The 26646-nt window shown below is 69.7% G+C and carries 28 protein-coding genes; 11 read left to right on the forward strand and 17 right to left on the reverse strand.

The features are described from left to right. The 3 genes from AB4070_RS10390 to AB4070_RS10400 are packed head-to-tail and all read right to left on the reverse strand — an operon-like array spanning position 1 to position 3879. On the reverse strand, positions 1–1965 hold the full coding sequence (locus AB4070_RS10390; RefSeq protein ID WP_441980021.1) for a M13 family metallopeptidase: 1965 nt from the start codon (positions 1963–1965) through the stop codon (positions 1–3). A gap of 10 nt (positions 1966–1975) precedes the next feature. After that, entirely contained in the window at positions 1976–3130 is a 1155-nt protein-coding gene (locus AB4070_RS10395) for an ATP-binding protein (protein ID WP_441980022.1), read from the reverse strand. Beyond that, positions 3127–3879, reverse strand: coding sequence for a response regulator transcription factor (locus tag AB4070_RS10400; RefSeq protein WP_441980023.1), 753 nt, complete (start codon positions 3877–3879; stop codon positions 3127–3129). The genes AB4070_RS10395 and AB4070_RS10400 overlap by 4 nt, the downstream gene beginning before the upstream one ends. Before the next feature lie 167 nt (positions 3880–4046). On the opposite strand from AB4070_RS10400, the gene AB4070_RS10405 reads away from it, so the two are divergent. Then, positions 4047–4502, forward strand: a complete 456-nt coding sequence (locus AB4070_RS10405) for a DM13 domain-containing protein (RefSeq protein WP_441980024.1) — start codon at positions 4047–4049, stop codon at positions 4500–4502. Further along, positions 4499–4987 carry a DoxX family membrane protein gene (locus AB4070_RS10410; RefSeq protein WP_441980025.1) on the forward strand — a complete coding sequence of 163 codons (489 nt, stop codon included), beginning with the start codon at positions 4499–4501 and terminating at the stop codon, positions 4985–4987. The genes AB4070_RS10405 and AB4070_RS10410 overlap by 4 nt, the downstream gene beginning before the upstream one ends. Positions 4988–5054: 67 nt before the next feature. Here AB4070_RS10410 and AB4070_RS10415 read toward each other — a convergent pair whose 3' ends face one another. Next, entirely contained in the window at positions 5055–5624 is a 570-nt protein-coding gene (locus AB4070_RS10415) for a J-domain-containing protein (protein ID WP_441980026.1), read from the reverse strand. Positions 5625–5709: 85 nt separating this feature from the next. Here AB4070_RS10415 and AB4070_RS10420 point away from each other — a divergent pair, with 85 nt between their 5' ends. Both AB4070_RS10420 and AB4070_RS10425 read left to right on the forward strand, forming a co-directional pair. After that, a complete protein-coding gene (locus AB4070_RS10420; RefSeq protein WP_441980027.1) occupies positions 5710–7032 on the forward strand; it encodes an MATE family efflux transporter in 1323 nt (440 codons plus the stop codon). A gap of 118 nt (positions 7033–7150) precedes the next feature. Continuing rightward, positions 7151–7495, forward strand: coding sequence for a hypothetical protein (locus AB4070_RS10425; RefSeq protein WP_441980028.1), 345 nt, complete (start codon positions 7151–7153; stop codon positions 7493–7495). Between the two features lie 60 nt (positions 7496–7555). On the opposite strand, the gene AB4070_RS10430 is transcribed toward AB4070_RS10425, so the two are convergent. Both AB4070_RS10430 and AB4070_RS10435 read right to left on the reverse strand, forming a co-directional pair. Then, the gene (locus tag AB4070_RS10430; protein ID WP_441980029.1) at positions 7556–8023 is read right to left on the reverse strand and encodes a VOC family protein; all 468 of its coding nucleotides are present in this window, start codon (positions 8021–8023) and stop codon (positions 7556–7558) included. Positions 8024–8093: 70 nt separating this feature from the next. Next, positions 8094–8732 carry a TrmH family RNA methyltransferase gene (locus tag AB4070_RS10435; protein WP_441980030.1) on the reverse strand — a complete coding sequence of 213 codons (639 nt, stop codon included), beginning with the start codon at positions 8730–8732 and terminating at the stop codon, positions 8094–8096. A 94-nt stretch (positions 8733–8826) separates the two neighbouring features. Here AB4070_RS10435 and AB4070_RS10440 point away from each other — a divergent pair, with 94 nt between their 5' ends. After that, positions 8827–10095: an Nramp family divalent metal transporter gene (locus AB4070_RS10440; RefSeq protein WP_441980031.1), complete on the forward strand. Its 1269-nt coding sequence runs from the start codon at positions 8827–8829 to the stop codon at positions 10093–10095. 19 nt (positions 10096–10114) lie between these two features. Further along, positions 10115–10414, forward strand: a complete 300-nt coding sequence (locus tag AB4070_RS10445) for a hypothetical protein (RefSeq protein WP_441980032.1) — start codon at positions 10115–10117, stop codon at positions 10412–10414. A 15-nt stretch (positions 10415–10429) separates the two neighbouring features. Here AB4070_RS10445 and AB4070_RS10450 read toward each other — a convergent pair whose 3' ends face one another. After that, positions 10430–11875, reverse strand: a complete 1446-nt coding sequence (locus AB4070_RS10450; RefSeq protein WP_441980033.1) for a Na+/H+ antiporter NhaC family protein — start codon at positions 11873–11875, stop codon at positions 10430–10432. A gap of 63 nt (positions 11876–11938) precedes the next feature. Then, positions 11939–13552: an amidohydrolase gene (locus AB4070_RS10455; protein ID WP_441980034.1), complete on the reverse strand. Its 1614-nt coding sequence runs from the start codon at positions 13550–13552 to the stop codon at positions 11939–11941. A gap of 81 nt (positions 13553–13633) precedes the next feature. Here AB4070_RS10455 and AB4070_RS10460 point away from each other — a divergent pair, with 81 nt between their 5' ends. Genes AB4070_RS10460 through AB4070_RS10480 form a run of 5 tightly spaced genes read left to right on the forward strand, consistent with a single transcriptional unit; the run spans position 13634 to position 16526 of the window. Further along, positions 13634–14290: a TetR/AcrR family transcriptional regulator gene (locus AB4070_RS10460; RefSeq protein ID WP_441980035.1), complete on the forward strand. Its 657-nt coding sequence runs from the start codon at positions 13634–13636 to the stop codon at positions 14288–14290. Positions 14291–14299: 9 nt separating this feature from the next. Next, positions 14300–14929, forward strand: a complete 630-nt coding sequence (locus AB4070_RS10465; RefSeq protein WP_441980036.1) for a metal-dependent transcriptional regulator — start codon at positions 14300–14302, stop codon at positions 14927–14929. Between the two features lie 32 nt (positions 14930–14961). Further along, positions 14962–15783 carry an HAD-IIA family hydrolase gene (locus AB4070_RS10470; RefSeq protein WP_282845669.1) on the forward strand — a complete coding sequence of 274 codons (822 nt, stop codon included), beginning with the start codon at positions 14962–14964 and terminating at the stop codon, positions 15781–15783. A 3-nt stretch (positions 15784–15786) separates the two neighbouring features. Then, complete coding sequence (locus AB4070_RS10475; protein WP_441980037.1) at positions 15787–16365, forward strand: YdeI/OmpD-associated family protein; 579 nt, start codon at positions 15787–15789, stop codon at positions 16363–16365. After that, positions 16362–16526: a hypothetical protein gene (locus tag AB4070_RS10480; RefSeq protein ID WP_441980038.1), complete on the forward strand. Its 165-nt coding sequence runs from the start codon at positions 16362–16364 to the stop codon at positions 16524–16526. The genes AB4070_RS10475 and AB4070_RS10480 overlap by 4 nt, the downstream gene beginning before the upstream one ends. A 28-nt stretch (positions 16527–16554) precedes the next feature. Here AB4070_RS10480 and AB4070_RS10485 read toward each other — a convergent pair whose 3' ends face one another. The 9 genes from AB4070_RS10485 to AB4070_RS10525 all read right to left on the reverse strand — a co-directional run bounded on the left by AB4070_RS10485 (position 16555) and on the right by AB4070_RS10525 (position 26567). After that, a complete protein-coding gene (locus AB4070_RS10485) occupies positions 16555–18183 on the reverse strand; it encodes an ABC transporter ATP-binding protein (RefSeq protein WP_441980039.1) in 1629 nt (542 codons plus the stop codon). Further along, positions 18180–19307, reverse strand: a complete 1128-nt coding sequence (locus tag AB4070_RS10490; RefSeq protein ID WP_441980040.1) for a serine hydrolase domain-containing protein — start codon at positions 19305–19307, stop codon at positions 18180–18182. Before AB4070_RS10490 ends, AB4070_RS10485 begins: the two co-directional genes overlap by 4 nt. After that, complete coding sequence (locus AB4070_RS10495) at positions 19304–20464, reverse strand: dipeptide epimerase (RefSeq protein ID WP_441980041.1); 1161 nt, start codon at positions 20462–20464, stop codon at positions 19304–19306. Before AB4070_RS10495 ends, AB4070_RS10490 begins: the two co-directional genes overlap by 4 nt. Next, positions 20461–21009, reverse strand: a complete 549-nt coding sequence (locus tag AB4070_RS10500; protein WP_441980042.1) for a GNAT family N-acetyltransferase — start codon at positions 21007–21009, stop codon at positions 20461–20463. The genes AB4070_RS10495 and AB4070_RS10500 overlap by 4 nt, the downstream gene beginning before the upstream one ends. Then, on the reverse strand, positions 21006–22196 hold the full coding sequence (locus AB4070_RS10505; RefSeq protein WP_441980043.1) for an anhydro-N-acetylmuramic acid kinase: 1191 nt from the start codon (positions 22194–22196) through the stop codon (positions 21006–21008). The genes AB4070_RS10500 and AB4070_RS10505 overlap by 4 nt, the downstream gene beginning before the upstream one ends. After that, positions 22196–23101: an N-acetylmuramic acid 6-phosphate etherase gene (gene murQ / locus AB4070_RS10510; protein WP_441980044.1), complete on the reverse strand. Its 906-nt coding sequence runs from the start codon at positions 23099–23101 to the stop codon at positions 22196–22198. The genes AB4070_RS10505 and murQ overlap by 1 nt, the downstream gene beginning before the upstream one ends. Then, the gene (locus AB4070_RS10515) at positions 23098–23985 is read right to left on the reverse strand and encodes an ABC transporter permease (RefSeq protein ID WP_187662593.1); all 888 of its coding nucleotides are present in this window, start codon (positions 23983–23985) and stop codon (positions 23098–23100) included. Before AB4070_RS10515 ends, murQ begins: the two co-directional genes overlap by 4 nt. Next, positions 23982–24953: an ABC transporter permease gene (locus tag AB4070_RS10520; protein WP_045263970.1), complete on the reverse strand. Its 972-nt coding sequence runs from the start codon at positions 24951–24953 to the stop codon at positions 23982–23984. Before AB4070_RS10520 ends, AB4070_RS10515 begins: the two co-directional genes overlap by 4 nt. Positions 24954–25019: 66 nt before the next feature. Further along, positions 25020–26567, reverse strand: coding sequence for an ABC transporter substrate-binding protein (locus AB4070_RS10525; RefSeq protein ID WP_441980045.1), 1548 nt, complete (start codon positions 26565–26567; stop codon positions 25020–25022). Between the last annotated feature and the right edge of the window lie 79 nt (positions 26568–26646).

Here is a 26646-nt window from a genome sequence, read left to right on the forward strand (position 1 = left end):
TCACCAGATGGTCACACGCGACTGCGCAGGCAGCCAGAGCGCGTCGGACTCGCTCACGCCGAACGCCTCGTAGAAGGCGTCGATGTTGCGCACGATCTGGTTGCAGCGGAACTCGTTGGGCGAGTGCGGGTCGATCGTGAGCAGGCGCAGCGTCTCGGCGTCGCGGCTCTTCTGCTGCCATACCTGCGCCCACGACAGCAGCAGGCGCTGCACCCCCGTGTACCCGTCGATGACGGGCGCCTCCTGGCCGTCCAGCGACAGTTCGTACGCTTTCAACGCGATGCCGAGACCGCCGAGGTCGCCGATGTTCTCGCCGATGGTGAGAGCGCCGTTCACGTGGTGCTCGGCGTCGAGTCCCTCGGGGACGAGCGCGTCGTACTGCGCGATGAGCGCCTTGGTGCGCTCCTCGAACGCCGAGCGGTCGGCATCGGTCCACCAGTCCTGCAGGCGCCCATCGCCGTCGTAGCGGCTGCCCTGGTCGTCGAAGCCGTGCCCGATCTCGTGACCGATGACCGCGCCGATGCCCCCGTAGTTCGCCGCGGCGTCGCGCCCTGCGTCGAAGAACGGGTACTGCAGGATGGCAGCAGGGAAGACGATCTCGTTCATCGACGGGTTGTAGTACGCGTTGACCATCTGCGGCGGCATGTGCCATTCGTCGCGATCGATGGGCTTGCCGACCTTGTCGACGTTGCGGTCGTGCTCGAAGATCGACGCACGGCGCACATTGCCGAACAGGTCTCCCCTGTCGATCTCGAGGCTGGAGTAGTCGCGCCACACCTCGGGGTGCCCGATCTTCGGGGTGAACGAGTCGAGCTTGGCGAGCGCGCGCTCCCTGGTCTCGGCCGTCATCCACTCGAGGTCGGTGATGCTCCGCCGATACGCCTCGATGAGGTTCGCGACGAGCTCGTCCATGGCGGCCTTCGCCGTCGGCGGGTAGTGCCGCTCGACGTAGACCTTGCCGATGGCCTCGCCGAGCGCCCCCTCGGTGAGCGAGACGCCGCGCTTCCAGCGCTCCCGGATCGTCGGCACTCCGGTGAGCTCGGTGCCGTAGAACGAGAAGTTCTCCTGCACGAGGTCGTCGGTCAGGTACGGGGCGGCGGCGTGCACGGCCTTCGCCCGCAGCCAGGCCTTCCAGTCGTCCAACCGCTCCGGGGTCAGCAGCGAGCCGAGCCCCTCGAAGAAGCTGGGCTGCGCGACGACGACCTCATCGAAAGCGGTGGGGTTCGACGGCGAGACCGCCTCGCGCCACGGAGCCAGGTCGACGCCCGCGAGCGCCTGCAGCTCGTCCCAGGTCTTGAGGTTGTACGTCGCGACGGCGTCACGGCTGCGCACGTTGTCCCAGTGGTGTCCCGCCAGCTCGGTCTCGAGAGCGATCGCCCGGTCGGCGTTCGCCGCGGCATCGGCGACACCGGCCAGCGTGAGCAGGCGCTCGAGGTGCGCCCGGTACGCCGCCCGCGTGTCGGCGAAGGTGTCGAGACGGAAGTAGCTCTCGTCCGGCAGGGAGAGGCCTGCCTGCACGAGCACAGGGAGGTAGCGCTCGGGGTCGCCGGGGTCGCCGTCGACGTAGAGACCGATGATCGAGGCGCGACCGTCACGGTCGTAAGCGCCCACCGTACGCAGGAATGTCGGCACGTCGGCGATCGCATCGATCTCGGTGAGGGTCTCGGCCAGCGGGGCGACACCGGCGGCGTCGATGCGCTCGGTGTCCATAAAGCTCGCGAACAGGTCGCCGATCTTGCGGGCGAGCGTGCCTTCCGCTGCGTCCTGCGACTCCTCGATGATCGCACGCACATCTTTCTCCGCCTGCTCGGCGAGAAGGTGGAACGAGCCCCAGCGCGCCTTGTCGCCCGGGATCTCGGTACGGTCGAGCCAGGCGCCGTTCACGTGGCGATACAGATCGTCCTGCGGGCGGATGTCGGAGCTGAACTCATCAAGGGCGAGGCCCACGGGAAGAACGTCAGTCATGCGCTCCAGCCTATGACCCGCCTCCCCCGAACGGCAGGAGCACGTTCATCCGGAAACCCTCGTCGGTGCGCTCGGCGAACACCTCGCCGCCGTGGGCACGGGCGAGGCCGCGGGCGATCGACAGTCCGAGCCCCGCCCCGGAGGCGACACCGCCCTGATCGCCGGATGAGGTGCGGGCGGCATCCTCGCGCCAGCCCACGTCGAACATGCGGTCGAGGTCTTCCACCGCCACTCCGGCTCCGTGATCGAGGATGCCGAGCACGAGTCTGTTCCGGTCCGCCTCGGTGGCGGAGATGACGATCTCCGTACCGCGAGGCGCGTGCCGGATCGCGTTCGTCAGCAGATTGACGATGATGCGCCCGAGCTGATGCGGGTCAGCCCAGAGCACGTGCCCACCCACACCGCGCTCGACGATGCGCACGTCGTGGGCCGCAGCCGCGACCGCGACGTCGGCGACAGCGTCGGAGACCACATCGAGCAGCTCGACCTGCTGCGTCTGCAGCTGCACCGCGCCGGACGTCAGCTTCGACAGCTCGAACAGCTCGTCGACCATGCGGCTCATCGTCTCCACCTGCGCCCGCACCTGCCCGGCGAAGCGCTCCGGTGCGTCGGCGGCCCCGTCCTCGATCGACTCGGCGAGAGCACGCACCGCCGTCAGGGGAGTGCGGAGGTCGTGCGAGATCCAGGCGAAGAAGCGCCGCCGCGCCGAATCGAGACGCTCCAGCTCGGCGTTCGCGGCATCCACCTTGGCCGACACCTCGGCCAGCTGCATCGACAGGCCGTCCAGTTCGCGGGATCCGCCGGATCCTGCGACGATCACGCCGCCGCGGCCCATCTCCTCGAGCGATGCCGAGAAACGGTCGAACGACGCCCTCATGGCTCTCGCCGCGACCCAGGCGGTCGCCAGCCCCAGGACGAGGGACACCCCGATCACGGCGAGCAGCACCGTCAGGTCGTGCGTCGAGATGTACATCTCGACCGCGATCGCGACGACCGAAGCCGCCATCGTGACGACTCCTGCGCTGGCGACCAGCATGAGCTGCGCACGGACCGACCGGCGCCGGAGCATCCGCAACAGGGCGAGGGTGAGCGCCGCGACGACCACGGCGGCGAGCAGACACGTCAACACGATCAGCAGCACGTCGGGTGCGGCGAGCACGATCACGATCGGCCCCCGTCGGTCGAGAACCGGTAGCCGACGCCCCACTCCGTGCGCAGATGGACGGGGTCGCGCGGATCCTGTTCGATCTTCTCCCGCAGTCGGCGCACATGCACCGTGACGGTCGATGCCTCGCCGAAGCTCCACCCCCACGCCTCACGCAGGATCTCCTCCCGCCCGAGCGCTCGCCCCTCATTGCGCACGAGGAAGAGCAGCAGATCGTACTCGCGACCGGTGAGGGCGATCTCCTCGCCACGCACCCAGACACGACGGCGCAGCGGATCGATCGCGAACGCTCCGGCGCGCACCTCGCCCGCCGCGGCCTGGACGGCTTGCGCGCGGCGGACCAGGGCGCCGACGCGCATCGACAGCTCCCGCAGCGAGAAGGGCTTGGCGAGGTAGTCGTCGACGCCGAACTCGAACCCTTCGATGCGGTCGTCCACCTGCCCGAGAGCGGTCAGCATCATGATCGGCACATCGGAGAACGAGCGCAGGTCGCGGCAGAGCTCGTCCCCGCTGATCCCCGGCAGCATGCGGTCGACGATCACCACGTCCGGCGTCCTCTCGCGCAGAGCGGTACGCGCCGAGACACCGTCTCCGAAGCTCGACACCGCATAGCCGTTGGCCCGCAGATACGTGCCGACGGCCGCTCTGACGGTGGGGTCGTCCTCGACGACCACCACCTCGGTCGCCTGCTGCACGGGTGTCTCCTGCCCTATCGGGGTCTCTCGCTGCACGGGGATCTCCTGCTGCATGGGGTCGACACTAGTCGCGGCCTCCGCGCCGTCGAGCTGTTCCTTACGGTTCTGAAAGGTCTCCCCCATCGCCCTCCGCGCGTTCGTAGCGTTCTTCGAAGTGCGATCCGCCGTGGCATCCGTCGCTCCGGACACACAGTCGCACACACCGTGAACAGGAGAACCTCATGCGCAAGATCGCTTTCGCCGCCACCGCGGCCGTCACCCTCGCTCTCGCCCTCGCGGCGTGCAGCTCGCCCGCCGCTACCGAGGACTCCAAGCCCTCGTCGTCGGCGTCGCAGAGTGCGGATTCCGGCACCTCGACGACCGAGATGAAGATGTCAGAGAAGACCGGCACTTTCATGGGCCTGAACGAGAAGAACGTGTCGGGCACCGTCACGGTCACGCACGACGAGATCGCCCTGTCCGGGTTCTCTTCGGATGAAGGCCCCGACCTGCACGTCTATCTCACGAACGGCACCGATGAGGCCGCCATCTCCGCGGGCATGCTCGTCGACGCCGTCTCGTTCGACACCGCGACCCAGACCTTCATGCTCGAGGACGTGGACACCTCGAAGTACACCGATGTCGTGATCTACTGCGACAAGGCGAAGGCCGTGTTCGGGGCAGCCGAGCTCTCATGACCGGAACGCGACCCGCACGCGCCCTGACCCTGTCGCTGCTCGGCGGCGGGGCCAGGGTGGCAGTCGGGGTGCTCTGGCTGATCGAGGGCATCCTCAAGTACCGGGCGGGGTTCGGGGCGGCCGACATCGAGCTGGTCGCCCAGAGCACGGAGGGGAACCCTCGGGTGCCGTGGTTCTTCGCCCCGCTCGGGTCGTTCATGGGGACGGCGCCCGAGCTGTTCGGCGTGGTGATGCCCGCCCTCGAGGTCGCGCTCGGCGTGCTGCTGGTCGCGGGCCTGCTGACCAGGATCACCGCCTTCCTGTCGATCGGAACACTGATGCTCTACTGGAGCGCCGATCAGCTGATCGCCCAGTATCCGGCGATGGTCATGCTCTCCGCCGTCGTGCTCGTCGTCCCGGCCGCTGCACGGTTCGGGATGGACGGATGGCTTCGTGCGCGTCGAGCACGAGGGAGCGAGGCTGCTTCAGGCCTGTGGGAGGGCTGAAGCGAGGGGAGGGCTGAACCTGCCGAGAGGGGACCGGACCGCGTCGCGGAAGGGCGGGGCGTCCGGGTCAGTCGCGTCGTCGCGTGCGGAAGCGCCGGCGACGCGGCTGCTCGGCGGGGGCGGGGGCCGGGCGCGCGGCACGGCGCTCGGCCCAGGCGGCCACCTCGTGATCCACGTCGCGGAGAGGTGTCACGACCGGCGGACCGCCCTGAAGCTGGCGGCGCGCCTCGCGCACTCGCCGGTTGAAGTCCTCCAGCACGTCGCGCACATCGGACTCGCGCCCGAGCAGGTCGAGCTGGTCGTCCAACTCCCTGTCCTCGGTGCGCAACAGGATCGCGGGCGGCCCGAGGCCGGTCAGGTTCTCGGTCTGGATCTTGCGGCGGATCCACCAGTCGGGATCGTGGTGGGTCCCGAGCCCTTCGAGAGGCTTGCCAGCGCCGGGGAGATCGTCGAACTCTCCGCGACGGATAGCCACCTGGATCGACGTCTCGATGAATGCCGCAGGATCGACGGCAGCGGCGAATCCCGGTGCGGCCCCCGACTCCTCGCTCGCGTCGCCGTCCGCGCTCCCGTGGGCGTCCGCACGCGCGCTCCTGCGTGCGAGGTACCGCGCTGCCGCGTCTCTGGGGTCCGTCATGATGCACCTCCGTGACATCCGGGTCTCCTTCACCCTACGTCCATGGGCAGCGGGCGAGGTCGGCCCCAGGTCATAGGCTCGGAGGATGACAGCGCGCGCCTCCCTCAACCGAGAGATCCTGAGGCTGGCGATCCCCGCTCTCGGCGCTCTGATAGCCGAGCCCGCGTTCCTGATCGTGGACGCCGCGCTCGTCGGCCATCTCGGGACCACACCGCTCGCCGGGCTCGGCATCGCGGGAGCCGTGCTCCAGACGATCGTGGGGCTGATGGTCTTCCTGGCGTACTCCACGACGCCGGCCGTCGCCCGGCGCTTCGGAGCAGGGCACCCGGGAGAGGCCGTCTCGGTGGGGGTCAACGGCATGTGGCTGGCCCTCGGGCTCGGCGCCGTGCTCGCGGTCATCGGAGCCGTCTCCTCGCCGTGGCTGGTCTCGCTGTTCGGCGCCAGCGAGGCCGTGGCCGCCCAGGCGAACGAGTACCTCGTGATCTCGATGTGGGGTCTGCCGGCGATGCTCATCGTGTTCGCCGCGACCGGACTCCTGCGCGGTATGCAGGACACCATGACGCCGCTGTGGATCGCGGGCCTCGGGTTCGGCGCGAACGCCCTGCTCAACTGGGTCTTCATCTACGGACTCGGCTGGGGCATCGCGGGCTCCGCCGCCGGCACCGTGACCGCGCAATGGGGGATGGTCGCCGCCTACGTGCTGGTCGTCCGTCGTCTCGCCACCCGGCACAGCGCCTCGCTGCGGGCACAGGGCGCGGGTCTTCGCAGCACCGCGACATCGGGCGGCTGGCTGTTCCTGCGCACCGTGAGCCTGCGCGTCGCACTGCTCGCGACCGTGGGCGTCGCCACCGGCATCGGCACGGACGAGCTGGCCGGATGGCAGATCGTCTTCACGATCTTCTCGGCCGCCGCGTTCGCGCTCGACGCCCTCGCGATCGCAGCTCAAGCGCTCATCGGCAAGGAGCTCGGAGCCGGAGACGAGCAGCAGGTGCACCGCGTGCTGGCCCGCACCGTCGCCTGGGGGGCATGGTTCGGCGTGATCGTCGGCGCGCTGATCGCCGCGCTGTCGGGGGTGCTCGGCATCGTCTTCACCGGATCTGCGGAGATCGCCTCCCTCGTGCAACCGGCCCTGCTCGTGCTCGCCATCGCCCAGCCGATCGCCGGTGTGGTCTTCGTGCTCGACGGGGTGCTCATGGGCGCGAACGACGCCCGCTACCTCGCGATCGCCGGCGGCCTGAACCTCGTGCCGTTCCTCCCCGCGCTGTGGATCGTCACGGCGACAGGGGTCGACGGCACCGCGGGACTCGTGTGGCTCGCGGTCGCCTTCTTCGGCGTCTACCTGCTCGCGCGGCTCGGGACACTGGGCTGGCGGGTGCGCTCGGGACGCTGGCTCTCCGCCACGGCCTGACACTGCACCGGACCAGGCGATCACGACTTCTCCACAACGCCCGGAATCCGCGGAATACTACGTCGCCGACCCCTGGCGCCCTCGACGAGGATCGAGGGACACTGAAGGGATGTTGGGGATGACGGAGCCACAGGTATGGACTCTGATCGGCGTTTTCGCCGCGGGGATGTTCGGCACGATCACACTGATCTCGACGATGTTCCTGCGCACGATGCAGAACGGATTCGAGGGCGTGCGCACCGAGATGAGGAACGAGTTCGCGAGCGTGCGCACCGAGATGAGGAACGAGTTCGCGAGCGTGCGCACCGAGATGAGGAACGAGTTCGCGAGCGTGCGCACCGAGTTCCGGAACGAGTTCGCCGTCGTACGCACGGAGATCCGGGCGGTGCATGAGCGCATGGATCATCTCGATCGCGACGTGAGCGCGATCTATCGCCACATCTTCGGCATCGACCGCAGCTGACCGGTGCCGACCGGTGGTCGGCACCGGGTCATCGCCGACTCCAGGGACTCAGCCGGCGGGTCAGGCGCTCTCCAGCTCGGCGATCACGATCTTCTTCATGCGCATCAAGGCCTGTATCTGCTCCGGCCGCTGCTGCAGAAGGTCGAGGCCGGCAGGGACCACCTGCCAGCTGACACCGAAGCGGTCCTTGCACCAACCGCAGGCCTCCGACTCCGGCACCGCCGAGAGCGCCTGCCAGTAGTGATCGATCTCCGCCTGGTCGGCGCACTCGATCAGGAAGGAGACCGCTTCGTTGAAGGCGAACGCCGGTCCACCGTCGATGCAGCCGAACCGTGAGCCGTTCAGCGTGAATTCGCCGTGGATGACCTTTCCCGCCATTCCCGTGAAGCGCTCACTGAGATCCTCATCCGGATAGTGGGCGACCCGGTCGATCGACGAGTTCGGGAACACCGAGACGTAGTACTCCATCGCCTCCTGCGCTCTGTCGACGAACCAGAGATACGGACGGATGGGTGCCATGTCTGCCATGTCGGCCTCCTCGATCGGCACTCACGCTACGCCCGCCGATGCCGCCTGTCGAGAGCGTCGGGTGCGCGAGTCAGGCCGCGTATCTCCGGCACCACTCGTACATGATCACGGCGGCCGCAGCGCTGGCGTTGATCGAGCGCGTGGACCCGTACTGGGTGATCTCGATATGGGCGGACGCAGCGGCGAGCGCCGCCGGTGACAGCCCCGGGCCCTCCTGCCCGAACAGCAGCACGCAGCGCTGCGGCAGATCGGCCTTGTCGACGGGTACCGCTCCCTCGACGTTGTCGACCGCGATGATGGGGACTCCTTCGCCCGCGGCCCAGGCGGCGAACGCCTCGACGTCTTCGTGGTGAAGGACGTGCTGGTAGCGGTCGGTGACCATCGCGCCGCGCTTGTTCCAACGGCGGCGGCCGATGATGTGCACGGTGTCGGCGAGGAACGCGTTGGCGCTGCGCACGATCGACCCGATGTTCATGTCGTGCTGCCAGTTCTCGATCGCGACGTGGAACGGATGCCGCTGGGTGTCGAGGTCGGCGACGATCGCCTCCATCCGCCAGTAGCGGTAGCGATCGATCACGTTGCGGGTGTCACCCGCCGCCAGGAGCTCGGGGTCGTACTGCTCGCCTTCCGGCCAGGCCGCCTCGCCTCCGGGCCACGGGCCGACGCCGTACCCGGGTTGGGCGATCGATCCCGTGCTCGAATCATCCATCCGGCCAGGTTATCGCCGTGACGATCTCGAAGATATTTAGGTGGACCGAAAAATACGCTACGGTTTCGGTGTGCCTAAAAATTCTTCCGCTTCGATGACGACTCCGACCGCTCCCCCGGCCAGGGCTCCGCGCAGTCTGTGGCTGCTCGGGCCGGCCCTCGTCGCGGGCGTCGCGTACCTGGACCCCGGCAACGTCGCCAGCAACATGACCGCGGGGGCGCAGTACGGCTACCTGCTGGTGTGGGTCGTCGTCGCGGGCAACGTGATGGCCTGGCTGATCCAGTACCTGTCGGCCAAGCTCGGGGTCGTCACCGGCCAGAGCCTCCCGGAGCTGCTGGGCTCACGGCTCACGCGCCCCTGGGCCCGCCGTGCGTACTGGCTGCAGGCGGAGCTGGTCGCGATGGCGACCGACCTGGCCGAGGTCATCGGCGGTGCGGTCGCCCTCAACCTGCTGTTCGATGTGCCGCTGCTGCTCGGCGGTCTGATCACCGGCGCGGTCTCGATGATCCTCCTCACGGTGCAGAGCCGTCGCGGTGCACGTCCGTTCGAGTTCGTCATCATCGCGCTCATGGCGATCATCACGATCGGCTTCGTCGCGGGCGTGTTCGTCGCACCACCGGACCCGGCAGGCGTCATCGGCGGCCTGGTGCCCCGGTTCGAAGACACCGGCTCGGTCCTGCTCGCCGCATCCATCCTCGGCGCGACGATCATGCCGCACGCGATCTACGCGCACTCCTCCCTGGCCCGCGACCGCTTCGGCGCCGCGACCGCCCACGTCGGCGACGAGGCCGTGCGCACGGAGGCGTCGCGCATCCGCCGCCTGCTCACGGCCACCCGCTGGGATGTCTCGATCGCCATGGTCGTCGCCGGCTCCGTGAACCTGTGCATCCTGCTGCTCGCCGCCGCGAACCTCGCCGGGGTCGAGGGCACCGACTCCCTGGAGGGCGCGCACGCCGCGCTCGCTGCCGGACTCGGACCGGTCGTTGCGACCTTCTTCGCGGTGGGTCTGCTCGCCTCGGGACTCGCATCGACCTCCGTTGGTGCCTACGCCGGGGCGGAGATCATGCACGGCCTGCTGCATGTGCGCATCCCCCTGCTCGCCCGTCGACTGGTCACGTTGATCCCGGCGCTCGTGATCCTCGGAATCGGCTTCGACCCGACGCTGGCGCTGGTCCTCAGCCAGGTGGTGCTGTCGTTCGGGATCCCGTTCGCACTGATCCCCCTGGTCGCCCTGACCGCGCAGCGACGCACGCTCGGCGCGTGGGTGAACAGCCGCTGGACGACGGCGGCCGGCGTGATCGCCTCCGTGCTCCTGATCATGCTCAACGGTGCCCTGCTCTGGCTGGTGCTGACGGGCGCCTGAGCCCGGATAGGCTCGACTCATGTCTGCCGAGAACGCCCGCCGCAACGTCCGCATCCTCACCTGGACCGGCTTCGCGACGGGCGTGATCGGCGCCGTGCTGATCGCCTTCCCGAAGGTCATCGATCTCGCGAGCCCGTGGGTGCAGCTCGCCCTCGGAATCGCCACGCTCGTGCTGGCGTTCCGGGCGCGCAAGATCGGCATGGCCGAGATCGAGGACTTCGACGGCCGCCTGTCTCTGGCCGCCGCGCTCCTCGGATTCCTCGTCGTGTTCTTCGCGGGTCAGGCCGCGTTCGGCATCCTGGTCGCCGTCGCGAACTGACCCGCGCTGACGGCGCTACGCCGTGACGAGCCCCGTCACCAGGTAGAGCACGAACGACAGCCCGGCCGCGATCCCCGCGTAGGGCAGGATCGCGAGCATCAGATTGATCGGCTTGATGCCGATCGACCGCGACGCGAGGATGATGCCGTCGCCGTACAGGCACGTCGTGCTGCCGAGCGCTGCACCGGAGAACACGGCGGCACCCGCGAGGATCGGATCCGCGCCGAGTGCGAGCGCGAGAGGGAGGACGACCGGGGTGATGACCGCGGCCAGGTCCCAGAACGACCCGGTGGCGTAGGCGTAGACGCCGCACACCGCGAACACGATCGCCGGGAGCAGGGCCGGAGTGAGCACGGGCTCGGTGACCTGGATCACGAACTCCGCCAGTTGCAGGGTGATGTTCATCTCCTGCACCATGAACGCGAGCACGGTGAGCACCATCACGAACAGCATGCTCTCGATGCCCTCGAGCGCGGCGTCCAGCACCCCGCGGATGCCGAGTCGACGCTGCACGAGCACGATCACGATCGTCACCGCGAGAGACGCGGCGGTGCCGGCGACGACGTTGGCGTTCGTCGCGATCGTCACTCCGACGAGCACGGCCATGGCGATCAGGAATCCCCACGGCTGCGGCTTTCTCCCGGTATCGGTCGACGTCGCGAGGGCTGTCGCCACCCGCTGCGCCGTCGAGCCGTCCGGGTCATCGGCCTTCAGCTCCGCGAGGAGAACCGCCCCCTCGGCCCTGCGCTCCTCGTCGGTCGTTCCGACCGGGAAGACGTCGCCGTCGCGCTCGGCACGGATCGCATCGCGCTTGATCGCGCCGAACCTCGGCAGCCACCCGATGCTCATCAGGAGGGCGACGGCCAGGGCTGCCCACCCGAAGAAGATGAACGGGATCGCCTGCAGGTACGCCCCGAACCCGGTGCCGCCGACGGTCACCCCCTGCGCCTCGAACAGCCCGGAGAAGAACAGCGCCCAAGTCGAGACGGGGATGAGGACGGCGATCGGTGCGGCCGTCATCTTCATGATCGCGCCGAGCTGGGTGCGCGGAACCCGGTAGCGGTCGGTGACCCGCTTCATCGATGTGCCGGTGGTCAGCACGTTGAGGTAGTCGTCGACGAACAGCACGACCGAGAGCAGGAAGGTCAGCACGAGCGACTTGCGACGGGACGTGACGAACCGCTCGGCCCAATCGGCGAAATCGGTGACGATGCCCGACTTCTCGAACAGCATCATCAGCATGCCGAACAGCGCGACGATCAGCAGCAGCCACTGCGCCGTCTCGTTGGACAAGGCTGTGCCGGTGTACTGGACCCAGACGTCGAAGCCGCCCCAGCCGCCGAGGATCAGCGCCCCGGCGACGGTGCCGCAGAAGAGAGCGAACAGGGTGCGTCTGGTGGCGACCGCGACGATCAGGATCACCACGATGGGCAGGAGCGCGAGAGCGCCGAATTCGGGCATGGGGGTCACCTCAGTGTGAAGGAGCGTGGAGGATGCGGGCACGAGCGAGCGGCGAGCCGGGGGTCAGGGCTCGACGCCGCCGACGACCGTCCCCTGTACGGGAAGGTCGGGGAGGTCGTCCGGGGAGACGTGCAGCGGGTTCTCCGCCCACACGGCGTAGTCGGCCGTGAACCCGGGGGCGATGCGACCGAGGTCGGCATCTCCCTGAGCCAGGGCGGCGCCCACGGTGTAGCCGTGCAGCGCCTGGTACGGGGTGAGCACCTGGTCGGGCTCGAACACGGGCGCATCAGGGTCGCCGGGCCGTCGGCGCAGCATCGACCAGGCGAGGCCGATGCGCGCATCGTTCTGCGCGATGGGCCAGTCCGACCCGAGGGCGACAGGGGCGCCCGCGTCCCAGTAGTCGCGCACCCGCCACGCGCGCGCGGCCCGCTCGGGTCCGAGCCGGTGCGACCAGTCGTCCGAGCCGTCCGCTTTACGCCACTGCATGTGCAGGGGCTGCATCGAGGCGGTGATCCCGGCGGCGGCGATGCGAGCGACATCGCGGTCGGTCGTCGTCTCGAGGTGCTCGATGCGATGCGGGGCGCCGGAAGCGCTGCGCACGCCCGCCGCGAGGTACGCGTCGACGACCTCGCCCACCGCCCGGTCGCCGATCGCGTGCGTCGCGACCTGGAAACCGGCATCGGCATAACGGCGCACGGTACGCGCATAGGCGGCGACGTCCTTCCAGAACGGCTCCAGCCCCTCGCCGGCGGAGTCGGGCGCGTGCAGCCATGCGGTCCCCGTCTCGACCACGCCGTCGGCGTAGAGCTTGACCGACCCTCCGCGCCACCGGTCGCCGCGGCGGTCCCGCATCCGCAGGTTCTCAGCCGTCCGTTCCTCGTCGAAGCCGGGCTCGTGGTCGATCGCCGAGACGATGCGGACGGGTAGGCCCGGGCCCTGCTCCAGAGCATCGAGCAGATCGAGCGTGGCGAAGCCGCCGTCCATGATCGTGCCGCCGGTGAGTCCGGAGTCGCGCAGCCCCCGCAGCAGGTCGTGCCCGATGGCAAGGGTCTGCTCACGGGTCCGGGCGGGGGCGCTCAGACGTACGGGCTCGTAGGCGCCGAGCTCGCGCAGCTCTCCGGTGGGGCGGCCATCGGCGTCGACGACCACGCAGGAGGAATCCTCGAACGCACGCGCACCGGTGATGCCCGCACGCTCCAGGCCCGCGCGGCTGGCGAGGGCGGTGTGCCCGTCGAACACGATGAGCAGCGCCGGGAGTCCGCGCGCCGCGTCCTCGATCGCGGCGGAGGTCATCGGCAGGTCGTGGAACACGTCGTAGTCGAGATTCCAGCCGCGCACCCACGGGTCCGCATCTTCGGCGAGCGCGCGGTCGGCCTCGACGCGAAGGGCGGCGAGCAGCGCCGCCCCGGTGGTCAGACCGCCGAGGTCGATGCCCGCGGTCAGCTCGATCCCCTGGATCGGATGCAGGTGCGCGTCGATGAGACCAGGCGTGACGGCCGCGCCGCCGAGATCGCGAACGCGCGTGCGAGGTCCGCGCAGCTCTCGGACCAGCGCATCGTCCCCGACCGCGAGGAAGCGCCCGTCGCGCACGGCGAAGGCTGTGGCGAGCGGGCGGCGCGGGTCCATCGTCACCACGTGTGCGCCGGTGACAATGGTGTCGGCGTCGAAACCGGTCATGACTGTGCCTTCGTCCGTTGAAGAGTTCAGTATTGAAAGAGTTTCAATAAATTACCAGACACCTGAGCAGAATCGAGCACGATGACGAAATCACCCCGCAGCGTCGGGCGACCGTCGACCCAGGTGCTCACCGAGGAGCGCATCCTCAAGGCCGCGTTCCGGCTGAGCGCCCAGCGCACGCCGCGACAGTTCACCATGACCGCGCTCGCGGAATCCCTCGGCGTGCGCACCTCCGCGCTCTATCACCACTTCGCGAACCGCGACGCCGTGATCCGGGCCATGCGCGGGCAGGTCAGCCGTGCGCTCGTCTCCCCCGTCCTGCACGAGCTGCCCGTCGAGGACGCACTGCTCACCTGGGCGCACAGCTACCGCGACGCCGCGATCGCCGCACCCGAGGCCATGGTGATGCTCGCGACATCGCCGATCGACGCCGATGAGGGCTCGTTCGCCGACTACGACCAGATCGCACGCCTGCTCGCACACGACGGGTGGCCCACCGACACCATCGTGGACGCCATCGTGGCACTGGAATCGTTCATCATCGGCTCCGCGCTGGATGCCCTCGCCCCCGCCGACAACATGGCACCGGGAGAACTCGCCCCGCAGTATCCGACGTTCGCCAGGGCCGAGGCCGCACGCGCCGCACTCAGCACGGACCCCGCCCGCCGCACGTTCGAGATCGGGGTGCGGGCGCTCATCCACGGACTCACCGCATGGGCGCGCGCGAGCACCACGTAGGCTGGGCGGGTGGCATCCCCTGCAGCTGACGACTATCTGAAGACCGTCTACGCGCATACCGAGTGGCAGGACGCACCGATCACCCCCTCGGTGCTGGCCGCGAAGCTCGGCATCGCGCCGTCGTCCGTCACCGAGATGGTGAAGAAGCTCGCTGCCGCCGGACTCGTCTCGCACGTGCCCTACGGAGCGGTGCGGCTGACCGAAGCAGGGACGAAGCGCGCGCTGGCCATGGTGCGCCGGCACCGCCTGGTCGAGACCTGGCTGGTGCAGGAGTTCGACTACGGCTGGGACGAGGTACACGACGAGGCCGAGGTGCTCGAGCACACCATCAGCGACCGGCTGCTGGAAGGCATCGATGCACGCCTGGGACGCCCCCGCTTCGACCCGCACGGCGACGCGATCCCGGACGCCGAGGGCCGCATCGACCGCGCTCCGTTCGTGCTGCTGGCCGATGCGCCGGTCGGACACATCGGCCGTGTGCTGCGAGTGAGCGACCAGGATCCCGAGGTGCTCCGCGCCGTCGAAGCTGCCGGGATCGCCGTTGGCGTCGAGGTCGAGGTGACCAACGGTGGCTTCTCCGTCGGCGGGGCGCACGCCGAGGTGGCACATGCCGCCGATGCGATCTGGCTCACGGCCTGACGCCGGAAAGGTACGGCCCCTAGGCTGTGCACATGGCAAAACGTGACGACATCGAATGCTGGCTCACCGACATGGACGGTGTGCTCGTCCATGAGAACGACGCCATCCCCGGAGCATCCGAACTGCTCGCCGGATGGGAGAGCGCCGGCATCCCGTACCTGGTGCTCACCAACAACTCGATCTTCACGGCGCGCGACCTGTCCGCACGCCTGCGCATCAGCGGTCTGCATGTGCCGGAGGAGCGCATCTGGACCTCGGCTCTCGCGACCGCCGACTTCCTGAAGCAGCAGCTCCCCGGCGGCTCGGCCTTCGTGATCGGCGAGGCCGGCATCCTCACCGCCCTGCACGACGCCGGCTTCATCATGACCGAGACGAACCCGGACTTCGTGGTGGTCGGCGAGACGCGCAACTACTCGTTCGAGGCGATCACGAAGGCGATCCGGCTCATCATCGGCGGCGCGCGCTTCATCGTGACGAACCCCGACGCCACGGGGCCGAGCACCGACGGTCCGCTGCCGGCCACCGGAGCCATCGCCGCCCTCATCACGAAGGCCACCGGCAAGGAGCCCTACGTCGTCGGCAAGCCGAACCCCATGATGTTCCGCTCGGCGCTGAACAAGATCGGCGCGCACTCGAAGCGCACCGGCATGATCGGCGACCGCATGGACACCGACGTCGTCGCCGGCATCGAGGCGGGCCTGCACACCGTGCTCGTGCTCACCGGGATCAGCGACCAGGCCGAGATCGAGAAGTACCCGTTCCGCCCCGACGAGATCGTGCAGTCCGTGGCCGATCTGCTTCCGCGGATCACCGAGACGATCACGACGGTGAAACCGGGCAAGCTGAAGAAGTAGCCCGTGGGCGCGCTGGACGAGGGGGAACGGTTCCGGGCCGCTGATGCGGCGGCGTGGCGCGCCTGGCTCGAGGAGAACCACGAGCGCACAGCGGGAGTCTGGCTGCTGAGCGTGCGCGGGGCGTCCGACGGCGTCGGCTACGAGGATGCCGTCCGTCAGGCGCTCTGCTTCGGATGGATCGACGGCCCCGTGCGCGTGTTCGGCGACGGGACGGACGACCGCACCAACGGGCAGTGGTTCTCGCCGCGGCGCCCCGGCAGCGGGTGGGCGGCCACCAACAAGGCGCGCATCGCCGAACTCGAAGCGGCAGGAATGCTCGCACCCGCCGGCATCCGTGCGCTGGAGACGGCGAAGGCGAACGGCTCGTGGACCGTGCTCGACGGACCGGAGGCGGGGATCGAGCCGGACGAACTCACCACCGCGCTCGATGCTCTGCCCGTCGCGCGCGCGAACTGGGACGCGTTCCCGAAGTCGGTGAAGAAGTTCGGACTCACCCACATCGCGATGGCCAAGAGACCGGAGACCCGGGCGGCGCGCATCGCCAAGATCGTGGCGGACGCTGCGGAAGGGAGACGCCCATGAACCAGAGCGACCTGCTGTTCCTCGTGATGTTCGTGATCCTGCTGTCGACGCTGACGGTCTTCATCGTGCAGTTCGTCCGCTCCCGTCGGCGCGGCCCCGGCGAGGACGACCGCGCCGGCTGGTGGGAGGGCCCCTGGGACGACGACGACCGCAAGCGCTGAACCTGCGGTCGTCGACGTCGGAGCGCGCTCAGGACGCCAGAGACGCCCCGGGGATCGCGGCGAGGAGCTCTCGCGTGTACGGGTGCTGCGCGGCGTCGAAGATCCGCTCGGGGGTACCGCTCTCCACCACCACGCCGCGCTGCATGACGTGCACCTCATCGGAGATCATGCGCACCACCGCGAGGTCGTGGCTGATGAAGAGGTAGCTGAGCCCCAGCCGCTTCTGCAGGTCTGCGAGCAGGTCGAGGATCTGTGCCTGCACCAGCACGTCGAGGGCCGACACCGCCTCGTCGAGCACCACCAGCTCCGGTTCGAGCGCGAGCGCCCGGGCGATCGCCACGCGCTGACGCTGTCCGCCGGAGAGCTCGTGCGGCAGCCGTTCGGCCATGGCCGCAGGCAGCGCCACCTGCTCCAGCAGCTCGAGCACACGGGCGTGACGAGACGCCGTCGTGCCGATGCGGTGCACACGCAGAGGCTCGGCGATCGACTGCTCGACCGTGTAACGCGGGTCGAGCGAGGCGTAGGGGTTCTGGAACACGGGCTGCACGCGACGGCGCAGGGCGAACAGCTCCTTGCGCCGGAGGGTGGTCAGGTCGAGCCCGTCGAACAGGATCGACCCCGACGTGGCATCCTCGAGGCCGAGCACCATGTTCGCCGTGGTCGACTTGCCGGAGCCCGACTCGCCCACGATCGAGACCGTCGTGCCGCGGCGGATCTCGAAGCTGACCCCGTCGACGGCAGTGAACGTCTCGGGCTCCCCCGGCTTGGGCGCGCGCAGGGCGAACTCCTTGCGGAGGTCGCGGATCTCGACGAACGGCGTCCCCGTGGCGGTCTCGCGCTGCGGCAGGGCGTCACGGTGGGAGGCGAGGCTCGGAGCCGCGGCGAGCAGCTGCTTGGTGTACTCGTGCTGCGGTGCGCCGAGCACCTGGGCGGAGGTGCCCTCCTCGACCACCCGACCGCGGAACATCACGACGATGCGGTCGGCGCGCTCGGCGGCGAGGGCCAGGTCGTGCGTGATCAGGAAGACCGCGGTGCCGAGTTCCTCGGTGAGCGAGTCGAGCTGGTCGAGGATGCGGCGCTGCACGGTCACGTCGAGAGCGGAGGTGGGCTCATCGGCGATCAGCAGGCGCGGCTTGCAGGCCAGGCCCATCGCGATCAGGACACGCTGCCGCATGCCGCCGGAGAACTCGTGCGGATACTGGTGCGCGCGCTGCGCGGCATCGGCGATCCCCACCATCTCCAGCAGCTCGACGACCCGTGCCTTGGTGGCGTCGCCCCGCGTGTGTCCATGCACCTCGAGCGCTTCGCCGATCTGCTCGCCCACGCGCATGAGCGGGTTGAGGTTCGACATCGGATCCTGCGGTACGAGCCCGATCCCGGCGCCCCGCAGCGAGATCATCGCGTTCTCGGGCAGATCGGTCAGCTCACGACCGTCGAAGCGGATGCTGCCTGCCGTGATCACGCCGTTCTCCGGCAGCAGACGGTTGACCGCGGCCGCAGTGGTCGACTTGCCCGACCCCGACTCCCCCACGACCGCGACGGTCTCACCGGCGGCGATGTCGATGGTGACGTCGCTGACAGCGGTGACCAGCTCGGAACCGGTCCGGAAGGCGACGGCGAGGCCGCTGATGCTCAGCACGGGCTCGGTGGTGCTCATGGTGTTCTCGTTCCTTCAGGGTCGAAAGCGTTGTCAGAAGCGTTGTCGTCGAGATCGGAGTCGTCGGACAGGAGTGCAGGGAGCGCTGCGCGCCACAGCGTCTCGGTCGGCGCGGGTTCGGAGGCGAAGAGTCGGTTGGTCAGCAGCACCGCGGACGCACCGGCCCCCGGCACGATCCCGAGCGCGCAGCCGGTGAATCCGGGATGCCAGAGCATCCGGGTGGGCCGACCGGCGACGGCGACCGTGTCGCTGCGCCACCCCAGCGCCTGGCCGGTGTCGGGCCCGTCTCGGAACAGCTCGGCCACGGCATCCGGATTCCAGAGCTCGGGGTGCCGTTCAGGCGCGGCGAGCGCGGCACCGAGCGTCAGCAGGTCGTCGGCGGTGCTGAAGAGCCCTGCATGCCCGGACACGCCGCCGAGGGCGTGGAAGCAGTTCCCGTCGTTCACGACACCGCTGATCTCGTCGTCGCGCCAGGCGAAATCGGTGTCCGCGGTGAGCACGGGGTACGGCACTCCGGTCGCGACCATCCGGCGCTCGGCGGCATCGCCGACAGCGGAAGAGGCGACGGGCTGACCGACCGGGCCGTAGCCGGTGCGGACGAGACCGAGCGGTGCGGTGACGAGCTCCCGCACGGCGGCGTCCAGGGGCTGTCCGGCGATCGCGGCGATGACGCGACCGAGCAGCATGAAGCCCAGATCGGAGTAGTGCCGCCCCTCGTCGAGGGCGTAGCGGAGTGGGATCGCGTCGATCGCCATCGCCGGATCCCCGGCATGCGCGCGGTCGAGGTAGAGCGGCTGCCACTCCCAGAGGCCGGCACGGTGCTGCAGCAGGTGGCGCACCGTCGTTCCCGGCGCGCAGGCGGTGCCGGGGACGAAACGGTCGACCGGGTCGTCGAATCCCAGCTCGCCGCTGCTGACCAGCCGGAGGACCGCGGTGGTGGTCGCGGCGACCTTCGACACCGAGGCGATGTCGAAGGCGGTGCCGGCAGTCACCGCGGTTCCCGCGAGGTCGGCCAGACCGCCGGCGGCGACATCACGCCCGGCGTCCGTGATGACACCCGCGACGACGCCGCGCGGGGCGGATGCTCCTGCCAGGACCACCGAGACCGCTGCATCGGCGCTCATGCGCTCACCCCCGCTCTCATGGAGAGGTCGAGGAGGAGCTCCGGCTCTTCGGCGACGAGACCCGTGATGCCGATGCCGAGTTCGATGCCGAGGTCGAGTGCATCCCCGGTCAGCGTGACTCCGCCGGTCACCGGCGAGCTCTGCAGCCAGAACGCCGCGTCCAGATCGTGCACGACATCCGGGGCGACGGCGGCCGCGAGATGGGCGGCGGCGCTCACTCCGACGTGCGACTCCATCATGCAGCCGATCACGAGGCCGAGCCCCGCCGTGCGCGCAGCCTCAGCGGCAGCGAGCGCCTCGGCGAGACCGCCGGTCTTGGCGAGCTTGATGTTCACGAGGTCGGCGGCACCGCGGTCGGAGATCCGACGCACATCCCGCGCCGTGCGCACCGACTCGTCGGCCATGATCGGGGTGTCCACCGCGTCGGTCACGGCGGCGAGCGCGTCCAGGTCGTGCGCGGTGACCGGCTGCTCGACCAGCTCGACCCCGAGGCCCGCGTCCTCCGCGGCACGGATGATGCGGATCGCCGTCTCGGCGTCCCAGGCCTGGTTCGCGTCGACGCGCAGCGTGATCTCGGGCCCGACCGCGGCGCGGACGGCACGGAGTCCGGCGACGGTGTCGTGCGCCGCAGAGGCCTTGATCTTGAGGCAGCCGAAGCCCGCGGTGACGTGCTCCTCGGAAAGCGCCGCCAACGCCGACGGCTCCCCCGCGGACAGGGTCATGTCGGTGCGGATGCGAGGCGGTCTTGAGGAGTTGTGCACGGCGGGAGTGCGAGAGAGGTCGGCGACGAGCGAGACTCCCCGCTGCTGGGCGGCGAGGTCGGCGACGGCGCACTCGACCGCGCTGCGGGCGGCGGCATTGCCCCAGACGGACCGTGCGATGTCGGCTGCGATCCCGGGGTCATCGGCGCGACGGGCGAGGACGACCTCGGAGAGCGGCCCCGCGACGGCAGCGGCAACGCTCTGCGGGCTCTCCCCCGTGACGCGCCAGCTCGTGGCGGCCTCACCGTATCCGTGGCGACCGTCGGCATCCGTGACCTCGACGAGCACGACGTCGAGGTGGTCGGTGCGACGCACGGCCGTGACGAAGGGCCGCACCAGGGGCGCCGACACCCGGAGCACGCGGAGGCCCACCACGGCGTTCGACCCCGCGCTCATGCCCACTCCTTGCGCATGCGCTGCTCCGGCTCGCCGAACTCCGGCTGCGTGCGGGTGGCCCCGTCTGCGTTCCAGCCCTTCGACTCGTAGAACCCGATCGAGGGGGCATTGGCCGCGAACACCCAGAGCGTCGCCGCCTCGGCCCCCGCCGCCCTCAGCTCATCGGACGCGCGTGCCAGCAGTGCGCCGCCGATCCCGCCGCCGTGGGCTCGGGGCGAGACGTACAGCGAGTGCACGGCCCCGTCCACACGACCGTCGTCACCGGTGGTGACGTCGCCGGTGGTGACGTCGCCGGTGGTGACGTCGCCGGTGGTGGCGGCGTAGCGGGTGATTCCGACGATCTCGCCCTCGCGTTCCGCCAGCAGCACGACGCCCCGCGGGTCGGCGAGCACACGACGCCACAGCGCTTCGGCCCGCTCGTCGGTCATCGCGTCGATCGCCGCATCCGGGAGCACACCGCGATAGCTCTCCCGCCAGCAGGCGAGGAACACGCCGAGCACCCCGGACAGGTCGTCCGGGGTGGCGGGGCGCACCTGCAGACTCACGATGCCGGGGCCTCCGTGAGCACGAGGGAGTCGATGGCGGCGACGGGCTCCGGCATCTGCAGCGGGCCGATGCCCGGCGTGATGGTGCCGAGGATCCGGGGCTCGCGCGCTCCCGTGCCGCCGGGGACGATCGCGGGCACGCCGTGCATCGTGGACCAGCCGATCAGCGCCAGGAGGATGGCCTCCTTGCTGTCGGCCGCGGCCCCCAGCTCGTCGGCCAGCACGACCTCGGTCGCGGGGAGCGCGGCCCGCAGCCCGTCGAGGATCAGCGGGTTGCGGCACCCACCGCCGGACACCGCGAGGAAGCCGATGCCGGCGGCTTCCACGTCACGCGCGACGGTGCGGACGGTCAGCTCGGTGAGCGTGCGCACGACATCGGCGACCGCGATCTCGCGGCCCTGCGCTGCCAGGTGCTCATGCACGTAGCCGAGGTGGAAGTGCTCCTTGCCCGTGCTCTTCGGCGGCGTGAGCGCGTAGTACGGGTCGTCGAGCAGCGCGGCCAGGAGCGCCTCGTCGATCTGTCCGGTGCGGGCGATCGCGGCGTCGTCGTCGTAGCCGAGCGGGTTGAGACCGTGCTCCACGATGACCGCATCCACCAGAGCATTGGCAGGGCCGATGTCGTAGGCGACCAGGCCGTCCGGCCGCACCACGGTCATGTTCGAGATGCCGCCCAGGTTCAGCGCCGCCGAGATGCCGGCACGGCCGCGCAGCAGCAGCTCGTCCAGGAACGACACCAACGGAGCTCCGTGGCCGCCCGCGGTGATGTCGCGGATGCGGATGTCGGACACCACGGGCACGCCGACCTTCTCGGCGATCCAGGCGGGCTGCCCGATCTGCAGGGTGCCGAGCGCGTGGGCGCCGTCGACCCAGTGGTACACGGTCTGGCCGTGCGAGCAGATGGCATCGACGCCGCCGACCTCTGCGGCGATGTCGGCGGCGACGTCGGCGAACGCCTGCCCGATGAGCGTGTCGAGCTCGGCGACCTCGGCGAGGGTGGTCTGCGCCGGAGGCAGGGCCGCGATCAGCCGTGCCCGCAGCTCGGGCGCGTAGGGCACGCTCGTCGCGGCGAGCACTCTCCCGCGCAGATCCACGCCGTGGTCGGTGAACCCTCCGCTGGTCGTGAAGTCGACGACGGCGGCATCGATCCCGTCGTGCGAGGTGCCGGAGATCAGTCCGAGGACGCGCATCAGTTCTCCTCCAGTGCGGTGCGCAGCCGACCATCGGCCGCGTCCAGTCGTGCGGTGGCCGCGGCGAGGTCCTCACCGCGGCGGATCATGATCGACGCCAGCTTCACGTCGTAGGCCGCGGCCTCGAGGGCGGCGACGGCGGCGGGGCGGTCGACGTCCGCGATGGTCTGCACCATCCGGATCGCCCTCTCCCGCAGCTTGTGGTTGGTGGCCTTCACATCCACCATCAGGTTGCCGTAGGCCTTGCCGTTGCGGACCATGGAGATGGTCGAGAACATGTTGAGCACGAGCTTCTGCGCCGTGCCCGACTTGAGACGGGTGGAGCCGGAGAGCACCTCAGGACCGACCTCGACCTCGATGCCGTGTTCAGCGGCGGCACTCAACGCGGTGTCGACGTTGCACGACAGGCCGATGCTGAGTGCTCCGCGCTCACGCGCCCGGCGCACTGCCGCGATCACGTAGGGCGTGCGCCCACTGGAGGCGATGCCGATCACGGTGTCGAGCGGTCCGATCCCCGCCGCGTCGATGGCTTCGACCCCCGCGTCCGCGTCGTCTTCCGCACCCTCGACCGGGTTCACGATCGCGCCCGGACCACCGGCCATGATCGCGAACACGAGCTCAGGCGGGGTGCTGAACGTGGGTGGACACTCGGAGGCGTCGAGCACGCCGATGCGTCCGGGAGTTCCTGCGCCGACGTAGACCAGGCGTCCGCCCTGCGCCATGCGCGTGGCTGTCGCCTCGATCGCCGGCACGATCTGGGGCAGAGCCCGCTGCACGGCGGCAGGCACCGAGGCGTCCGCCTCGTTCATGGTCCGCGCGAGCTCGGCGACGCTCATCCGGTCGAGCTCCGCGTAACGGGGGTCGCTGGCCTCGGTGGCCAGTGCGCCGAGATCCTCCATGGTCATCGCTTTCCTCTGTTCCGCGGGTCGAGGCTGTCGCGCAGGCCGTCGCCGAGCAGGTTCAGACCGACGACGAGGAGCACGACGATCACGCCAGGGGCGATCATGGTCCACGGGGCGATGGTCACGAGGGTGCGCGCCTCGAAGATCATGGACCCCAGCGACGGCGCGGGCGGCGGGGTGCCGAGTCCGAGGAAGCTCAGCGATGCCTCGGTCAGCACCGCCCACGAGAGCGACAGCGTGACCTGCACGATGATGATCGAGGTGATGTTCGGCAGCACGTGGCGGAACATGGTCGCCATCCGCGCCTGACCGGTGCTCTTGGCCGCCTTGACGTACTCCACCTCGCGCAGCGACAGCACGGGGCCGCGAGTGACGCGGATGAAGATCGGCACGTAGACGATGGCGATGGCCACGGCGATCGTGAACCAGTTGCGGTCGAACACGGAGGCCAGCGACAGGGCGAGCAGCAGCGGCGGGAAGGCGAACAGCACGTTGGTGACCGCGGTGATCGCCCCGTCGGAGAAGCCGCGGTAGAAGCCGGCGATGAGTCCGCAGACGGTGCCGACCACGGTCGCGAACGCCACGGCGACCACGGAGATGAGCGCCGAGTTGGCGACGCCGGCGGCGACGCGCGAGAACACGTCGCGGCCGAACTGGTCGGTGCCGAACCAGTGCACGGCGGACGGCGGCTGCAGTCGGGAGGGCGGATCCTGCGCGAGCGGATCGAACGGCAGCAGGCCGAACGCCGAGACGAGGCTCAGCACCGCGAGCAGCACGACGATGATGAGGCCGGCGAGACCGCTGCGGCTGCGCAGCAGGAGACGCACGCGCTCCATCGTGCGCCCGCCGCCGGGAGCGAGGGCCGGGGTCTGAGAGATGTCGGTCATGCGGCACGCACCCGGGGATCGATGACCCGGTAGAGCAGGTCGGTGAGCAGGTTGACGATGACGAAGGCGAGCGCGATCACCAGGACGGTGCTCTGCACGAGCGCGTACTCCTTCTGCTGGATGCCGAGCAGCACCTGGCGCCCGATGCCGGGAAGCGAGAAGATCTGCTCCACCACGACGGCGCCTCCGAGGAGGTAGCCGAACTGCAGGCCGGTCATCGTGACGATCGGTACCAGGGCGTTGCCGAGCACGTGGCGCACCTGCAGTCGACGCGGGGGCACGCCCTTCGCCCTGGCGGTGCGGATGAAGTCGTTCGAGCGGATCTCGAGCACCGCCGTGCGGGTCGTGCGCATGATCGGTGCGGCGATGCCGAAGCCCAACACGATCGAGGGCAGCAGCATCTGCTGGAGATTCAGCAGCGGGTTCTCGAAGAGCGTCGCGTACGCCTGCCCGTTGGGATTGAACCCGAACGACTGGGCGAGGATGGCGAGCAGCGCGGTGCCGAGCAGGAACGCGGGGATCGAGAGCCCGGCGAGCCCGACGACCTGGCCGACGCCGTCACGGAACGAGTCGGGCTTCGAGGCGGAGAGCATGCCGAGCGGGATGCCGATGGCCAGCGCGATCACGATGGAGATGATCGCGAGCTCGAACGTCACGGGCAGGGCGGCGGCCGTGAGATCGAGGACGCTGGTCTGCGCCCGGGAGGAGAAGCCGAGGTTGCCCGTGAAGATGTTGCCGAGCCAGGAGAAGAACTGCACGATGAGCGGCTGGTCGAGGCCGTAGTACGACTCGAGGGCGGCGCGCTGCGAGGGCGTGAGCGCTGCCGCCTCGGTGCCGAGGCCGGAGCTGATCTGGTCGCCGGGGATGGCGCGCAGCATCAGGAAGACGAAGATGGCGACGCCGAGGAGCGTGCCGAGGGCTGCGAGGATGCGTCGCAGCACGCTGTTGCGGAGGAGCTGTCTGAACATGCGCGTGTGTGGGTGCCTGTCGTCGGGGAAGGAGGGGGCGCGGGGTGGCCGCGCCCCCTCGATCCGCTACTTGATGGAGGTGGTCCGCAGGTACTGCAGCGAGCCGTTCACCATCGGGACGAAGCCGTCGACGGTCGACGCGGTCGCCGTGTAGGTGTAGCTCGTGAACAGCCAGATCCACGCCGCGTTGTCCTCGAGGTTCTCGGAGACCTGCGCGTAGATGTCCTTGCGCTTGTCGGGGTCGGCCGTCTGGCGTCCCTCGGCGAACAGCGCGTCGAGCTCGGGCGAGGAGTAGCCGGCGACCTTGTTCAGGTTTCCGGTGCTGGTGAAGTAGCGGCCGTACATGCCGTCGGGGTCGGGCCGACCGCCGTTGAGGGCGACCGCGGCGTCGAAGTCGGCGGCGATCCAGCGGTCGACGAATGCGCCGGACTCGAGCACCTCGAGGTCGAGCGTGATGTCGGCATCGGCCAGCTGCGCCTTCAGGTTCTGCGCCTCGTTCACCGAGGTGGCGTATTCGCCCTGGGAGACGATCGTCTTGATGGTGACGCCGTCGTCCTTGCCCGCCTTCTTCAGGTACTCGGCCGCCTTGTCGAGGTCGCGCTCAGGGCAGGGGCGCGCATCGGGGTCGGACTTGTACGCGGGAGAGGTGATGGGGCCGGTGACCTCGCCCTCGCCGAGGGCTGCGGTGTCCAGCACCTCCTGGCGGTCGATCGCGCACTGGATGGCGAGGCGGACGTTCACGTCGGTGAGGTCTCCGCGCGTGGCGTTCAGCTGCAAGGCGTGGTAGCTCAGCTGCGGCGTCGTGGCGACCTCGACGTTGGCTCCCTCCGCGGTCTGCGCGACGAGCGGGTTGTCAAACACGGCCAGCTGCACGTTTCCGGACTGCATCGCCGAGACGATCGACGACTCGTCGGGGATCACGCGGAACTCGACCGTGTCGAGCAGTGCGGCGTCGCCCCAGTAGTCGTCGTTCTTGGCGAGCGTGAGCGACTGGCTGGCCTTGCGGTCGTCGAGGATGAAGGGTCCGGTGCCGTTCGGCGTGGTGTTCAGGCCTTCTTCGGTGTCGTCCGAGGACAGCATCGCCATGTTGATCACGGCGAGGTTGGCGGGCAGGGCGGCGTCCGGAGCGCTCAGGGTGAGGGTGACGGTGTTCTCGTCCGTGGCCTCGACGGCGGTGACGGAGGCGAGAGAGCTGCGCGCGACGGCAGCCGTGGCCTCGGCCGCGATCGCGTCGAGCGAGTACTTCACGTCTTCCGAACCGAACGTGCTGCCGTCGGCGAACGTGACGCCCTCGCGCAGGTGGAAGGTCAGGGTGAGGCCGTCTTCGGAGACGTCCCACGACTCGGCGAGGCCGGGAACCACGTTCAGGTCCTCGTCGAACTCGGTCAGCGTGCCGTAGAGGTTCTGCAGCACGTTGACGGCCTGGAACTGGGTGGCCTTCCAGGGGAACAGGGTGTCGGGGTCGCTGGTGACGCCGATGACGAGGTCGCCTCCGGCAGCGCCTTCTGAGGGCTTCGGGTCGGATGCGGGTGCGGAGCACCCGGTGATGACGAGGGCGAAGGCGAGGCCCGTCGCCGTGAGAGCGCCGAGTGACGCCCAGCGTGCTGTGCTCATTGCTGGATCCTCCTGAGTGTGACGGCCCCCGTGGCGTCGGGTCAGGCGCTGTTGCCTGCCGCCCCGTGAACGTCGTCGG

The organism is Microbacterium sp. 2RAF4, assembly GCF_052115285.1.
In the GTDB taxonomy this organism is placed as follows: Bacteria; Actinomycetota; Actinomycetes; order Actinomycetales; family Microbacteriaceae; genus Microbacterium; species Microbacterium oxydans.

Coding starts and splice junctions, on each gene's coding strand:
- AB4070_RS10390 (WP_441980021.1), bottom strand. CDS start 1,965: ATGACTGACGTTCTTCCCGTGGGCCTCGCCCTTGATGAGTTCAGCTCC.
- AB4070_RS10400 (WP_441980023.1), bottom strand. CDS start 3,879: ATGCAGCAGGAGATCCCCGTGCAGCGAGAGACCCCGATAGGGCAGGAG.
- AB4070_RS10405 (WP_441980024.1), top strand. CDS start 4,047: ATGCGCAAGATCGCTTTCGCCGCCACCGCGGCCGTCACCCTCGCTCTC.
- AB4070_RS10410 (WP_441980025.1), top strand. CDS start 4,499: ATGACCGGAACGCGACCCGCACGCGCCCTGACCCTGTCGCTGCTCGGC.
- AB4070_RS10415 (WP_441980026.1), bottom strand. CDS start 5,624: ATGACGGACCCCAGAGACGCGGCAGCGCGGTACCTCGCACGCAGGAGC.
- AB4070_RS10420 (WP_441980027.1), top strand. CDS start 5,710: ATGACAGCGCGCGCCTCCCTCAACCGAGAGATCCTGAGGCTGGCGATC.
- AB4070_RS10425 (WP_441980028.1), top strand. CDS start 7,151: ATGACGGAGCCACAGGTATGGACTCTGATCGGCGTTTTCGCCGCGGGG.
- AB4070_RS10430 (WP_441980029.1), bottom strand. CDS start 8,023: ATGGCAGACATGGCACCCATCCGTCCGTATCTCTGGTTCGTCGACAGA.
- AB4070_RS10435 (WP_441980030.1), bottom strand. CDS start 8,732: ATGGATGATTCGAGCACGGGATCGATCGCCCAACCCGGGTACGGCGTC.
- AB4070_RS10440 (WP_441980031.1), top strand. CDS start 8,827: ATGACGACTCCGACCGCTCCCCCGGCCAGGGCTCCGCGCAGTCTGTGG.
- AB4070_RS10445 (WP_441980032.1), top strand. CDS start 10,115: ATGTCTGCCGAGAACGCCCGCCGCAACGTCCGCATCCTCACCTGGACC.
- AB4070_RS10450 (WP_441980033.1), bottom strand. CDS start 11,875: ATGCCCGAATTCGGCGCTCTCGCGCTCCTGCCCATCGTGGTGATCCTG.
- AB4070_RS10455 (WP_441980034.1), bottom strand. CDS start 13,552: ATGACCGGTTTCGACGCCGACACCATTGTCACCGGCGCACACGTGGTG.
- AB4070_RS10460 (WP_441980035.1), top strand. CDS start 13,634: ATGACGAAATCACCCCGCAGCGTCGGGCGACCGTCGACCCAGGTGCTC.
- AB4070_RS10470 (WP_282845669.1), top strand. CDS start 14,962: ATGGCAAAACGTGACGACATCGAATGCTGGCTCACCGACATGGACGGT.
- AB4070_RS10480 (WP_441980038.1), top strand. CDS start 16,362: ATGAACCAGAGCGACCTGCTGTTCCTCGTGATGTTCGTGATCCTGCTG.
- AB4070_RS10485 (WP_441980039.1), bottom strand. CDS start 18,183: ATGAGCACCACCGAGCCCGTGCTGAGCATCAGCGGCCTCGCCGTCGCC.
- AB4070_RS10490 (WP_441980040.1), bottom strand. CDS start 19,307: ATGAGCGCCGATGCAGCGGTCTCGGTGGTCCTGGCAGGAGCATCCGCC.
- AB4070_RS10495 (WP_441980041.1), bottom strand. CDS start 20,464: ATGAGCGCGGGGTCGAACGCCGTGGTGGGCCTCCGCGTGCTCCGGGTG.
- AB4070_RS10505 (WP_441980043.1), bottom strand. CDS start 22,196: ATGCGCGTCCTCGGACTGATCTCCGGCACCTCGCACGACGGGATCGAT.
- murQ (WP_441980044.1), bottom strand. CDS start 23,101: ATGACCATGGAGGATCTCGGCGCACTGGCCACCGAGGCCAGCGACCCC.
- AB4070_RS10515 (WP_187662593.1), bottom strand. CDS start 23,985: ATGACCGACATCTCTCAGACCCCGGCCCTCGCTCCCGGCGGCGGGCGC.
- AB4070_RS10520 (WP_045263970.1), bottom strand. CDS start 24,953: ATGTTCAGACAGCTCCTCCGCAACAGCGTGCTGCGACGCATCCTCGCA.
- AB4070_RS10525 (WP_441980045.1), bottom strand. CDS start 26,567: ATGAGCACAGCACGCTGGGCGTCACTCGGCGCTCTCACGGCGACGGGC.